12 protein-coding genes are annotated in these 13,150 nt (G+C 58.1%); 5 read left to right on the forward strand and 7 right to left on the reverse strand.

Going from position 1 to position 13,150, the window contains the following annotated elements; genetic code table 11:
• Positions 1-116: 116 nt before the first annotated feature.
• The 3 genes from AACV31_RS14305 to AACV31_RS14315 are packed head-to-tail and all read right to left on the reverse strand — an operon-like array spanning position 117 to position 1,956.
• Complete coding sequence (locus AACV31_RS14305) at positions 117-659, reverse strand: 1,2-dihydroxy-3-keto-5-methylthiopentene dioxygenase (RefSeq protein WP_075199683.1); 543 nt, start codon at positions 657-659, stop codon at positions 117-119.
• Positions 656-1,345, reverse strand: coding sequence for an acireductone synthase (gene mtnC / locus AACV31_RS14310; RefSeq protein WP_165153307.1), 690 nt, complete (start codon positions 1,343-1,345; stop codon positions 656-658). Before mtnC ends, AACV31_RS14305 begins: the two co-directional genes overlap by 4 nt.
• The gene (locus AACV31_RS14315) at positions 1,342-1,956 is read right to left on the reverse strand and encodes a methylthioribulose 1-phosphate dehydratase (protein WP_165153309.1); all 615 of its coding nucleotides are present in this window, start codon (positions 1,954-1,956) and stop codon (positions 1,342-1,344) included. The genes mtnC and AACV31_RS14315 overlap by 4 nt, the downstream gene beginning before the upstream one ends.
• Before the next feature lie 136 nt (positions 1,957-2,092).
• Here AACV31_RS14315 and AACV31_RS14320 point away from each other — a divergent pair, with 136 nt between their 5' ends.
• Complete coding sequence (locus AACV31_RS14320) at positions 2,093-3,253, forward strand: pyridoxal phosphate-dependent aminotransferase (RefSeq protein WP_075199684.1); 1,161 nt, start codon at positions 2,093-2,095, stop codon at positions 3,251-3,253.
• On the opposite strand, the gene citR is transcribed toward AACV31_RS14320, so the two are convergent.
• A complete protein-coding gene (gene citR, locus AACV31_RS14325; RefSeq protein WP_075199685.1) occupies positions 3,248-4,210 on the reverse strand; it encodes a DNA-binding transcriptional repressor CitR in 963 nt (320 codons plus the stop codon). The genes AACV31_RS14320 and citR overlap by 6 nt on opposite strands.
• A gap of 487 nt (positions 4,211-4,697) precedes the next feature.
• On the opposite strand from citR, the gene ahpC reads away from it, so the two are divergent.
• Together ahpC and ahpF are read left to right on the forward strand one after the other, a co-directional pair.
• The gene (ahpC, locus tag AACV31_RS14330; protein WP_012815738.1) at positions 4,698-5,261 is read left to right on the forward strand and encodes an alkyl hydroperoxide reductase subunit C; all 564 of its coding nucleotides are present in this window, start codon (positions 4,698-4,700) and stop codon (positions 5,259-5,261) included.
• Between the two features lie 261 nt (positions 5,262-5,522).
• Positions 5,523-7,088 (forward strand): alkyl hydroperoxide reductase subunit F, encoded by a 1,566-nt coding sequence (ahpF, locus tag AACV31_RS14335; RefSeq protein ID WP_007767969.1) that lies wholly within the window; start codon positions 5,523-5,525, stop codon positions 7,086-7,088.
• A gap of 167 nt (positions 7,089-7,255) precedes the next feature.
• On the opposite strand, the gene uspG is transcribed toward ahpF, so the two are convergent.
• Positions 7,256-7,684, reverse strand: coding sequence for a universal stress protein UspG (gene uspG, locus AACV31_RS14340; protein WP_075199686.1), 429 nt, complete (start codon positions 7,682-7,684; stop codon positions 7,256-7,258).
• Positions 7,685-7,926: 242 nt separating this feature from the next.
• Between uspG and AACV31_RS14345 the strand changes: the two genes are divergently transcribed.
• A complete protein-coding gene (locus AACV31_RS14345) occupies positions 7,927-9,159 on the forward strand; it encodes a zinc-dependent alcohol dehydrogenase (RefSeq protein ID WP_012815741.1) in 1,233 nt (410 codons plus the stop codon).
• Positions 9,160-9,226: 67 nt separating this feature from the next.
• Here the strand turns inward: AACV31_RS14345 and rnk are convergent, their stop codons facing one another.
• Both rnk and AACV31_RS14355 read right to left on the reverse strand, forming a co-directional pair.
• A complete protein-coding gene (gene rnk / locus AACV31_RS14350) occupies positions 9,227-9,637 on the reverse strand; it encodes a nucleoside diphosphate kinase regulator (protein WP_007767977.1) in 411 nt (136 codons plus the stop codon).
• Positions 9,638-9,788: 151 nt separating this feature from the next.
• Positions 9,789-11,165 (reverse strand): GntP family permease, encoded by a 1,377-nt coding sequence (locus AACV31_RS14355; protein ID WP_165153311.1) that lies wholly within the window; start codon positions 11,163-11,165, stop codon positions 9,789-9,791.
• A 399-nt stretch (positions 11,166-11,564) separates the two neighbouring features.
• Between AACV31_RS14355 and AACV31_RS14360 the strand changes: the two genes are divergently transcribed.
• Complete coding sequence (locus tag AACV31_RS14360) at positions 11,565-12,830, forward strand: ABC transporter substrate-binding protein (protein ID WP_161577201.1); 1,266 nt, start codon at positions 11,565-11,567, stop codon at positions 12,828-12,830.
• Positions 12,831-13,150 lie beyond the last annotated feature (320 nt).

Genomic DNA, 13,150 nt, shown 5'->3' on the forward strand with positions numbered 1-13,150 from the left:
GGCGCCTGGATTAACGGCGGGTGCGCTTCGCTTACCCACCCTACGAACACCGGGTGTCTGGGTTTATGTAGGGCGGGTAAGCATAAGCGCACCCGCCACGTTACCTCACCCGCCACCTACGCCAGGCGCGGGTACGCTTCGGCTATCGGGCTGCCGGTGAAATTCGCAATCCAGCCTTCCGGGTTATCGAAAATGCGGATCGCCGTGAAATGCGGCTGCGAGCCCATATCAAACCAGTGCGGCGTCCCGGCCGGCACCGAAATCAAATCGTTCTTCTCGCACAACACCTGATACACCTTGTCGCCAATATGCAGACAGAACAGCCCGGCGCCTTCCACGAAAAACCGCACTTCGTCTTCGCCGTGGGTATGCTCGTTCAGAAACTTGCCGCGCAGCGCCTCTTTCTGCGGATTATCGGCGCGCATGCTGATCACATCCCAGCTCTGGTAGCCTTTTTCCGCCACCAGTTGGTCAATCGCATGCTGATAGGCGGTAAGCACCACCTCCGGCGTTGGGTTATCGCCCAGATCGCGGTCGGCCTGCCAGCGTTCGAAACGCACGCCCTGCGCGTTAAGCTGTTCGCGGATAGCGTCGGCGTCGGTGCTCTGCCACAGCGGCTCGCTGGCACCGTTATCGGCAAAAATCGTCAATGCGCTCATGTCGGGATCTGCTCCGGGTGAATGTCATCGAAACTGGATACCTGGCGATGGGTGCTTTGCGTATCAGGCTCGCCGCGGATAAGCTGGATGGTTTTCCAGCCCGCTTCACGCGCGGCGTCCAGCTCTTCGCGGATATCCGAGAGAAACAGCATCTGATGCACCGGCACGCCGGTTTTCATCGCGATATTGCGGTATGACGATACCTGGCGTTTGGCGCCGACATGGGTATCGAAAAAGCCGCTCAGAAGCCCCGTGACGTCGCCCTCATCGCTATGGCTAAAGAGCAGCTTTTGCGCCGGGACGGAGCCGGAGGAGTAGATATAAATATCGATCTCCTGATCGCTCCAGCGGCGAAACGCGGGCACGACATCCGGGTAAAGATGGCCGGTGAAATCGCCGTTCGCGTAGCCTTCGCGCCAGATATACCCCTGAATGGATTTCAGCGCGGGCGATTTACGATCTTCATCCATAAATTTGAAGAGCGTTTCTATCAGCTGATCCACTGACGCCGCAGGCGAGTGGATCTCGCCCCGCAGTTCGTTAAGCAGCAGATTCACCGGTTCGCGCAGCTCGCCCGAGCGGATAAATCGCTCCAGACGCTCGCGCGCATAGGGGAAAAGGACGTTATGCACGAAACGAAAATCGGTCGTGGTGCCTTCAATATCGGTAACGATGGCGCGGATCATGCTCTCTCCAGCAGGCGTCGCTGCATTTCACATTCAAACAGAAATTCGAGCCCCTCCAGATGGCGACGCGCGACAGCGACATCGCTTCCCCAGCAGGTCAGCCCGTGGCCGCGCAGCAGAAACCCGTAGCGCAGCGGGAACTGGCGGTGGTGGCGCTCAATGCGCTCCGCCAGAGCACCAATATCCTGATCGTTATCGAAAATGGCAACAGGCACATCATCAAGATGCGTAATTTCTCCTGCGAGCGATTTCTGCATCTCGTAGCCGCACAAATGAAGCGCGTCGCTTTTCTCCACGCGCGACAGCACCGTTGCGTTAACGGTATGCACATGCAGCACGCAGTTCGCCTCCGGGAACAGGCGATAAATCAGGGTATGCAGGCCGGTTTCGGCAGAGGGTTTGCGGCCGGACGGCGCGAGGTTAGTGGCAATCTCCACCTGCAGAAAATCGTCTGTCGTCAGGCTGCCTTTATCCTTGCCCGATTCGCTCAGCCAGCACCAGCGCGCGTCTTCGCGCAGCGACATATTGCCGCCGGTGGCGGGCGCCCAGCCCTTCGCGCCTATCCAGTGACAGGCGGCCACCAGCTCTTGAAGTTGGCTCTCTTTACTCATCGCATCCCCGCAGGCATATCGTTAGCGTTTAGACGTCTAAGCGTCTTGATTGCCAGAGAGTAGCATCGTGTTATAGTGTCGGCAACAGACAGATAACACCAAAACAACACGACAACGAGCGAAAGGATCAGCCGCCATGAGCCACATCCCGTTAACGCCAGAAAGCAAACTGCCCGCGCTGGGCACGACTATCTTCACCCGCATGAGCGCGCTGGCGCAGCAGCACCAGGCGATTAACCTGTCGCAAGGGTTTCCGGATTTTGACGGCCCGCGCTATTTACAGGAGCGGCTGGCGCACCATGTCGCGGCGGGCGCGAACCAGTACGCGCCGATGACGGGCGTGCAGGCGCTGCGTGAAGCGATTGCCGATAAAACCGAGGCGCTCTACGGCCATCGCCCGGATGCCAACAGCGATGTCACCGTCACGGCGGGGGCCACCGAGGCGCTCTACGCGGCCATTACCGCGCTGGTGCGCCCTGGCGATGAAGTCATTTGCTTCGATCCGAGCTACGACAGCTATGCGCCCGCCGTGGCGCTTTCCGGCGGTGTGTTAAAGCGCATCGCGCTGACGCCGCCGCATTTTCGCGTGGACTGGGCGCAGTTCGCCGCGCTGCTGTCGGACCGCACCCGATTGGTAATCCTCAACACACCGCATAATCCGTCCGCCACCGTCTGGCGAAACGCGGACTTCGCCGCGCTCTGGGCGGCTATCGCAGAGCGTGAGATCTATGTGTTGAGCGATGAAGTCTATGAGCACATCTGCTTTGCCGACGAGGGGCACGCCAGCGTGCTGGCGCATCCGCAACTGCGCGAGCGAGCGATTGCGGTGTCGTCATTTGGCAAGACGTATCACATGACCGGCTGGAAAGTAGGCTACTGCGTGGCGCCCGCCGCGCTCAGCGCCGAGCTTCGCAAAGTGCATCAGTATCTGACCTTTTCGGTCAATACTCCGGCGCAGCTGGCGCTGGCGGATATGCTGCGCGCCGAGCCTGCGCATTATCTCGAGTTGCCCGATTTTTACCGGGCGCGCCGCGACCGTTTCATTCAGGCGCTCGGCGACAGCCGATTTAACATTTTGCCCTGCGAGGGCACCTATTTTCTGCTGGCGGATTACAGCGCTATCTCTTCACAGGACGACGTGAGCTTTTGCGAATGGCTGACCACGGAGGCGGGCGTCGCCGCCATTCCGCTGTCGGTATTCTGCGACGCGCCGTTCCCGCATAAGCTCATCCGTTTATGCTTCGCCAAACAGGAGGCGACGCTGCTGGCCGCCGCTGAGCGTCTGGCGCGGTTATAACGTGGGTTGATCGGGCGTGGCCGCGCTGCGGCTCTGCGCCGCCGGCACGTCGCGCAGGAAGTGCTGCTCAATGAGCGACACGAAGCTGACGAACGACGCGTTGGTTAACGATGCGCGGTTGTAGATAAGGTAGTAATCATACTGCGGCAGGCTGAAGTTAAGCTTCACCGGCCGCAGCCCGAATACCTGACCGTAACGGCGCAGGGCCGGCGCGGGCAGTATGCCGATAAAATCGGTGCTGCCAATCACCGCCATGATCGACGAGAGCGAGTTGCTGGTAAACGCGATTTGCCGCTCGCCGATAAGCTCACCCGATTTCACATGGTAATGTCTCTGTCCTTCCGCCGTACCGTTAAACAGCGTGAATTTCTCTTGCGCCAGCGCCGCGTCGTCAGCGTGATCGCCAAGCCGCGGATGGCTATCGCTGCACACCAGCACCGTCTCTTCACTAAAACAGTGTTTGCAAATCACCGAATGACTGGTGACTGGCGCCATGCCGATAATCAGATCCGCTTTGCGATAGGCCAGCAGATCTTCCGCCGTTTCGCTGGCAAGCGAGGTGTCGTAATGCTCCAGTTCGAAATCGTAATGCTCGCGAAACGCGCTGACCAGATCCGGCAAATGGTCAGCCGCGAGCGCAGGCGGGCAATAAAGGACGAAGTTTTTACGCAGCGGCGCGCCCTGCATCATGTTGATGGTCTGTTCAAGCTGATTGAGATTGTCTTCCAGATAGTGGTGCAGATTAGTGCCGACAGTGGTGGGCGTAATGCCTTTGCCGGAGCGTACAAACAGCGGGTCGTTAAGCTGGTTGCGCAGGCGCTGTAGCGACTGGCTTATCGCCGACGGCGTCAGAAACAGCGCTTCCGCGGCCTTGCTGACGCTGCGATATAAATAGATGCATTCGAAGATCACCAGAAGATTGAGGTCAAACTTTTTCAAATCCTGCAAATTTGCCATGACAGCCTCGCAACGAGACGAAAGGGGATTTTTATGGGTTATTGGTTCTTAGTAAATAATAGATAACAGCGATGTTTTTGCGCAGGCGCGCCGGGGCGTAATCTGAAAAACCGGCCCGCCTTCACACAACCGGCGGATGGCGCTTTTTGTTAAGCGCTCCCTATCACAGCCATAGGCAGGAATAATCTTTGCGTGCGTTGCCCTTTGGGCAGGGGAGTGTTCTAATCGAAGGAACGTATGCGCCGCAAAACACCGCGCGCAACGCTTTTGCCAGTACGCTGGCTCTGCTGTGGCCCGCGGGTCTCTCAGCGCTCAGGCCGCCGTTCAGGTGGCTTTTTTATTTTTCGCCAGATGGCGATAAATGTTCACAAGGTTGGCCCGGATCGGTTGTTAGCTATTGCTTATCGATTTGATAATGCAAACGCATTGGCCCGGGTAGCGAAAATTCGATACCTTACATCCCATCGAAAACACGGAGGAAGTATAGATGTCCTTGATTAACACCAAAATCAAACCTTTCAAAAACATGGCGTTCAAAAACGGTGAGTTCATCGAAGTTACCGAGAAAAACACTGAAGGCCGCTGGAGCGTATTCTTCTTCTATCCTGCTGACTTTACCTTCGTATGCCCGACCGAACTGGGCGACGTGGCTGACCATCACGAAGAACTGCAGAAGCTGGGCGTAGACGTTTACTCTGTTTCTACCGACACCCACTTCACCCACAAAGCGTGGCATAGCAGCTCCGAAACCATCGCGAAAATCAAATACGCGATGATCGGCGACCCGACTGGCGCCCTGACCCGTAACTTCGAAATCATGCGTGAAGACGAAGGTCTGGCTGACCGCGGTACTTTCATCGTTGACCCGCAGGGCGTTATCCAGGCGATCGAAATTACTGCTGAAGGCATCGGCCGCGACGCGTCTGACCTGCTGCGTAAAATCAAAGCGGCTCAGTATGTTGCGTCTCACCCAGGCGAAGTGTGCCCGGCTAAATGGAAAGAAGGCGATGCGACTCTGGCTCCGTCTCTGGACCTGGTTGGCAAAATCTAATTTTTCTTCGGCTTTTGCTGCATAGCGGCGTTGGCATCACTCTCGCGCCCCGGTCACTTACTTTTGTAAGCTCCCGGGGACTTAAGAGTTCGCCGCCTTGCTCTGCAACAAAAATCCTTTGAAAAATACAGGCATTATTACGGGTGCAGTCTTGCACCCGTTTTTTTGAAAACGCTTTTACGCGCTCTCATTTAAGTTGCATCGCGGCGACGCCTGCACTGAGGCGGCTTAAATGAGGAAGCGTAAGCTCAGGAGAAAATTATGCTCGACACAAACATGAAAACCCAGCTCAAGGCCTATCTTGAGCGTCTGACAAAACCTGTTGAGTTAGTGGCCACGCTGGATGACAGCGCGAAATCGGCAGAGATCAAAGAGCTGCTGCTGGAAATCGCCGAGCTGTCTGACAAAGTCTCCTTCCGGGAAGACAACACGCTGGCGGCGCGCAAACCTTCATTTTTGATTACCAACCCGGGTTCTGACCAGGGGCCGCGCTTTGCGGGCTCTCCGCTGGGCCACGAGTTTACGTCGCTGGTGCTGGCGCTGCTGTGGACCGGCGGTCATCCGTCGAAAGAAGCGCAGGCGCTGCTGGAGCAGATCCGCGATCTGGACGGCGATTTTGAGTTTGAGACTTACTATTCGCTCTCCTGCCACAACTGCCCGGACGTGGTGCAGGCGCTGAACCTGATGGCGGTGCTGAACCCGCGTATTAAACATACGGCGATTGATGGCGCGGTGTTCCAGAATGAAATCACCGAACGCAACATTATGGGCGTGCCGGCTGTGTTCATGAACGGCGTGGAATTTGGCTCGGGTCGTATGACGCTTGCGGAAATCGTCGCGAAAGTGGACACCGGCGCTGAAAAACGCGCGGCGGAAGAGCTGAATCAGCGCGACGCTTACGACGTGCTGATTGTCGGCTCCGGCCCGGCGGGCGCGGCGGCGGCGATTTACTCCGCTCGTAAAGGCATCCGTACCGGCCTGATGGGCGAGCGTTTCGGCGGCCAGGTGCTGGACACCGTAGATATCGAAAACTACATTTCTGTGCCGAAAACCGAAGGCCAGAAACTGGCGGGCGCGCTGAAGTCGCACGTAGATGATTACGACGTTGACGTTATCGACACCCAGAGCGCGACGAAGCTTATCCCGGCGGCAAGCGAAGGCGGCCTGCACCAGATTGAAACGGCGTCCGGCGCGGTGCTGAAAGCGCGCAGCGTGATCGTGGCGACCGGCGCGAAATGGCGCAACATGGGCGTGCCGGGTGAAGATCAGTATCGCACCAAAGGCGTGACCTACTGCCCGCACTGTGACGGCCCGCTGTTTAAAGGCAAACGCGTCGCGGTGATCGGCGGCGGTAACTCCGGCGTGGAAGCGGCCATCGACCTCGCGGGGATCGTTGAGCACGTGACGCTGCTGGAATTTGCGCCGGAGATGAAAGCCGACCAGGTATTGCAGGACAAACTGCGCAGCCTGAAAAACGTCGACATCATCCTGAGCGCGATGACCACCGAAGTGAAAGGCGACGGCACGAAGCTGACCGGTCTTGATTATCAGGATCGCGTGACGGGCGCTGTGAAACATCTGGAAGTGGCGGGGATCTTTGTTCAGATCGGTCTGCTGCCGAACACCACCTGGCTTGAAGGCGCTATCGAGCGTAACCGCATGGGCGAAATCATCATAGACGCCAAATGCGAGACCAGCGTGAAGGGCGTGTTCGCCGCAGGCGACTGCACCACCGTGCCGTACAAACAGATCATCATCGCCACCGGCGAAGGCGCGAAAGCCTCCCTGAGCGCGTTTGATTATCTGATTCGTACCAAAACCGCATAACAAGAAAGTAAGACACCTGCGTAAAAGCCGCCCCCAGGGGCGGCTTTTTTATTGGCGAATGTTTAGTGTGAACTGGCGGGTGCGCGTTGCTTACCCGCCCTACAGGTATCTGCGACGTTAAAAGTAGGGCGGGTAAGCGCAGCGCACCCGCCAATAATGTCCGAAACTTAACGCACCACAAACACCGGCACATGGGCGTGGCGCACCACGCTTGACGCGTTCGAGCCCAACAGGTGCGTGCTGATGGACGGATCGCGCGAGCCGATGACCACTACGTCGGCGTGTAACTCTTGCGCCATCGCGTTAACTTCATCGCGCACGCTACCGAAGCGGACATGCGTGCGCAGGCGCGTTTCCGGCAGGGTGAAATGCTGCTTCAGGGTTTGCAGGCGCTGATTCGCCTCGGCCTCTAAATGCTCTTCGAAACGACGGATATCGGCGGCGAAGCGGTGCAGGCTCAGATTCGCCGAGCCCGGCAGCACATGCAGCAGATGAATAATTCCCTCCTCCTGCGCCAGAAACTCCGCGTGGCGAATCGCCTTGTCGCTCAGTTCCATTTCGAACACGTCTACAGGCATCAGAATAGTGTTGTACATCGTCACTCCTCCTTTAGCGGTTATCGACGCCTTTATTAAACCCTGTTTTTGTCATGGATACTTCTGCTGGCCCGACAAATTTATGTTTTTTTACGCAGCGGCTTTCGCCAGGAAAACTCTCAAAGCCGCCGCGCTGGCGGCCGATCCCACGGCTTGCGGCCCATCCGGTCTACCCTTGGTTTAGACCAGATGAACTTTCGCACTGGAACCTGTCTCTTTTTACTGTCTGCCAGGAGGTCGTAATGAAGGCGTTAACCTACCACGGGCCGCATAACGTTAAGGTCGAAAATGTCCCGGACCCGATTATCGAGGCGCAGGACGATATTATTCTGCGCGTGACGGCGACCGCGATTTGCGGCTCCGATTTGCACCTCTATCGCGGCAAAATTCCGCAGGTTCATCACGGCGATATTTTCGGCCATGAATTTATGGGGGAAGTGGTGGAAACCGGCAGCGCGGTGAAGGATATCCGCAAGGGCGATCGCGTCGTGATCCCGTTTGTTATCGCCTGTGGCGACTGTTTCTTCTGCAAGTTACAGCAATATTCCGCCTGTGAAACCACCAACAAAGGCACCGGCGCGGCGCTGAATAAAAAGCAGATCCCGGCCCCTGCGGCGCTGTTTGGCTACAGCCACCTTTATGGCGGCATTCCGGGCGGGCAGGCGGAGTATGTGCGCGTGCCGAAGGGCAACGTCGGGCCGTTTAAAGTGCCGCCGTTACTCTCTGATGATAAAGCGCTGTTTCTCTCCGATATCCTGCCGACAGCCTGGCAGGCCGTGAAAAATGGTCAGGTGCAGAAAGGCTCCCAGGTAGCGATTTACGGCGCGGGCCCGGTGGGGCTGCTCAGCGCCGCCTGCGCGCGGCTGATGGGCGCAGAACAGATCTTTATGGTCGACCATAACGATTATCGTCTGGCCTTCGCTAAAGAGCGTTACGGCGTTATCCCGATTAACTTCGATGAAAACGACGATCCGGCGGCATTTATTATTGAAAACACGCCGGGCAACCGCGGCGTGGACGCCGTTATCGATGCGGTCGGTTTTGAGGCCAAAGGCAGCCTGACGGAAACCGTGCTGTCGAATCTCAAAATCGAAGGCAGTAGCGGCAAAGCGCTGCGCCAGTGCATCGCGGCGGTGCGTCGCGGCGGCGTGGTGAGTGTGCCGGGCGTCTATGCGGGCTTTATCCACGGCTTCCTGTTTGGCGATGCGTTCGATAAAGGCATCAGCTTTAAGATGGGCCAGACGCACGTGCATGCGTTCCTGCCGGAGCTGCTGCCGCTTATCGAGCAGGGGCTGCTGACGCCGGAAGAGATAGTCACGCACTATCTGCCGCTGGAAGATGCCGCGCGGGGCTACAAGATTTTCGAGAAGCGCGAAGAGGAGTGCCGTAAGGTCATTCTGGTGCCGGGCGCCGCGACGCCGGAGGCCGCGCGCGATAAGGTCACCGCGCTGATGAACGCGCCGCTACAGCCGTAAGGTATCGGGGCGTAAAACAGAAAGAGGATGCCCTGGCATCCTCTTATTTTTTGCCGCTAAGCGACCATTAACGGCGATATTCGCCCGCCGCTTCCGGCTGGTAGAGCAACTCAAGCACTTCGATATGCGTTTCGCTGCCGTCCGGCAGCGGCCAGCGGATGGCATCGCCCACGCGCAGCCCCAGCAGCGCCGCGCCCACTGGCGCCATGACTGACAGCGCTTCCGGGCTACTGCCCGCGTTTTGCGGGTAGACCAGCAGGCGCTCGTAGGTTTCGCCGCTCGCCAGATCGCGGAATTTTACCCGGCTGTTCATCGTCACCACATCTTCCGGCATCGCCTGCGGGCTAACCATCCGTGCGCGATCCAGTTCATCGTTCAGCGCGTCAGCCACCGGCAGACGCGCGAACGCAGGCTGCTCCAGCAGGCTATCGAGACGTTCGGCATCGAGTTCGTTGATGATAAGGGCAGGTCGGGACATTTCTTACTCCATGTCGTTGAAACAGGCGGCGTTTCGCCGCTAACAAGCGTCCAAAGAAAAACCCTCACCGTCAAAACGATGAGGGTCCGCGTCAGGGGATGATACTCAGCCTTGCGCGCCGTTTGAAGTGAGCCAGCTCACGAAACGGGGCTTAAAGCAGGATGCTGCCCACCGCCGCCAGCAGGAAAGCGATGGAGCCCAGCAGAGTTTCCATCACGGTCCAGGTTTTCAGCGTGGTTTTCTCATCCATCTCAAGGAAACGGCCCACCAGCCAGAAGCCGGAGTCGTTGACGTGTGAGAGCACCGTCGCGCCGCCCGCGATGGCGATAACGATAAAGCAGAGATCAAACTGGCTTAATCCCGGCGTCGCCTGCACCATCGGCGCGACCAGCGCGGCGGTGGTCGTCAGCGCGACCGTCGCCGAGCCCTGCGCCACGCGCAGAGCCGTAGAGATAACAAACGCCGCGAGAATGACCGGCATCCCGGTATCGGAAAGCACGCCCGCCAGCGCGTCGCCAATGCCGCTGGCGCGCAGCACGCCGCCGAACATCCCGCCCGCGCCGGTCACCAGAATAATGCCGCAGATAGGGCCAAGCGCGCCGTCGCAGATTTTCTCCAGATGCTGGCGGCTGTGATTGCGGCTGAAGACCATCAGCGCGAAGAAGACGGTGATCAGCAGCGCGACCGGCGTTTTGCCGAGCATACGCAGGAAGTTCGCCACGCTGTTGTCGGCGCTGACCCAGCCCAGCACTTTAGCGGTATTCAGGCCGGTATCGAGGAAAATGAGCATCAGCGGCAGCAGCAGGATTGTTAACACCATGCCGAAGGACGGTGGACGATGCGTCGGATCGGTTTCCACTTCGCCAAGGAATGAAGAGGGGAGCTTGATATCGAATTTTTTACCGGCGTACTGGCCATACAGATAACCACCGAAATACCAGGTGGGGATAGCGATAATCAGACCGATGATCACCAGCAGGCCGATATTGGCGCCCAGCAGTTCGCTGGCGGCAACCGGGCCCGGATGCGGCGGCACCAGCGCATGCATGGCCGCAAACGCGCCCGCCGCCGGGAAGGCGTATTTCAGCGTCGAACCGCCAAAGCGTTTCGCCACGCTGAAGATAATCGGCAGCATGACGACCAGACCTGCATCAAAGAAGATCGGGAAGCCAAACAGCAGCGAGGCGACGCCGAGCGCGAACGGCGCGCGGTGTTCGCCAAATTTGTTAATCAGCGTATCGGCCAGCACTTTCGCGCCGCCGGAGACTTCCAGCAGACGGCCTATCATCGCGCCGATCCCCACCAGCAGCGCGACGCCCGCAAGCGTACTGCCAAAGCCCGTCAGCAGCGTGGGCACGACTTTATCAAACGGCACTTTGGTCAACAGCGCCACAACGATACTGACCAGGGTAAGCGCAAGAAAAGCATGCACTTTAAAGCGCATGATAAGTATCAGCAGCAGTACAACGGCCCCGGCGGCAATGCCCAGCAGCGTACCGGCGCCATAAGCATAAGTGGTTTCTGTCATCGTTATTATCCTCAACATGGGTACAGTGAAACCGTAGCCTGGTCGGCGGTTTTCTCACTGATACCGGTAACATGATACCGATAACATGTGGCGGCTTGTAAACAGGGTCTGTCATATTTATTAACATTTTGAGATCACCGTCAAACTCCTGTGCGGGCGGCGCTTTTGCTTTTGACTGCGCATATCCCGCGTCGCGCATCTGTCAAATTTTCCGGTGCGTTTTTTTCACTAAATCGCCAGATTTGTTGGCTATATCGAGCTTTTTTGTCGTGAAGTCGCCGCGAAGTTGCCGCTATTCCATAACGTTAACTAGCTTAGGATCGTGATGATTTGCCGTACATCGCGCTGTAGGCGGCGGCGCAACGCCTCCGCACCCTGTTCAGTGCATAAGAGGACATCATGAAAAAGCTCACCTTCACTTTTCTGACCGTGGCGCTGGCAGGCACCAGCCCATTGGCGTTTGCCGATACCCTGCGCATGGAATGCCCCGTTTCGCCCGGCGGCAAACAGTACTGCCAGTACATCAAAGAGCGCTTCGAGAAGCAGACCGGCAATCAGCTGGAGTTTATTGAGTTCCCGGCGGCCTCTGATGAAAAGCTGGCGCTGCTGCAACAACTCTTCGCCGCCAAAGATGAAAAAGCGGTGGACGTGTTTCAGTCCGACACCATCTGGATAGGCCTGCTGGATAAGCAGACGCTCGATCTCACCGACGCGATGGGCGGCATGGAAAAAGACTTTTTCCCCGGCCCCTGGAAGAACAACACCGTCAATGGACGCCTGAAAGCGGTGCCGTCGTATATCGACACCGGCGTGTTGTTCTATCGCAAAGATTTACTGGAAAAATACAAAGAGCAGCCGCCGAAAACGTGGGACGAGATGACGCGCATCGCCACGAAAATCCAGGCGGAGGAGCGCAAGGCGGGGCATAAAAATTTCTGGGGGTATATCTTCCAGGGCAAATCGTACGAAGGGCTGACCTGTAACGCGCTGGAGTGGATCGATTCATACGGCGGCGGCACGTTTGTTGATGAAAAAGGGAACGTGACCATCAATAACCCGAAAGCGGCGCAGGCGCTGGATATGGCGCGCGGCTGGATGGGCAAAATCACGCCGAAGGGCGTGCTGGGTTACAAAGAGGAAGAGTCGCGCACCGTGTTCCAGAACGGCGACGCGCTGTTTATGCGCAACTGGCCGTATGTCTGGCAGCTGTCGCAGGCCGATGACAGCCCGCTTAAAGGCAAAGTGGGCGTGATGCAATTGCCCGCCGGGCCGGAGGGACGCCAGGCGACGACGCTCGGCGGCTGGCAGTGGTCGATTAACGCCAATACCAAAAACCCCGAAGCCGCCATCGCGCTGCTGAAAATCTTAAGCGATGACGATTCGCAGACGACGCGCCTGAAAATCCTCGGCCATGCGCCGACCCGCGTGGCGTTGTATGAGAACAAAGAGGTGCTGGCGATTGCGCCGGAGCTGACCCAGTTCCGCGATATTTTCGCCCAGGCGGTGCCGCGCCCGGCGACGGTGACCAAAGCGCAGTATCCGCGCGTGTCGAACGCTATTTTCAACGTGACGTTTAGCGTGCTGAACGGCAAGGAAGACGGCAAAAAAGCGACGGCGGATTTGCAAAAGCGTCTGACGCGCGCGAAGGGCACCGGCTGGCGGTAAGCCCTGGATGACGCGGCGGCTGGCGGGTGCGCGTGGCCTGCCGCTGTGGAATCGGTGTTGTTCGGCGGGTGCGCTTCGCTTACCCGCCCTACGAGTTCGCGACTGGTTTTTGTAGGGCGGGTGCGAGTGGCCTGCCGCTGTGGAATCGGTGTTGTTCGGCGGGTGCGCTTCGCTTACCCGCCCTACGAGCTCGCAACTGGTTTTTGTAGGGCGGGGGCGCGTGGCCTGCCGCTGTGGAATCGGTGTTGTTCGGCGGGTGCGCTTCGCTTACCCGCCCTACGAGTTCGTAACTGGTTTTTGTAGTTTGGCGGGTGCGCTTC

It is taken from the genome of Cronobacter sp. EKM101R, assembly GCF_963888145.1.
Classification (GTDB): Bacteria; Pseudomonadota; Gammaproteobacteria; order Enterobacterales; family Enterobacteriaceae; genus Cronobacter; species Cronobacter turicensis.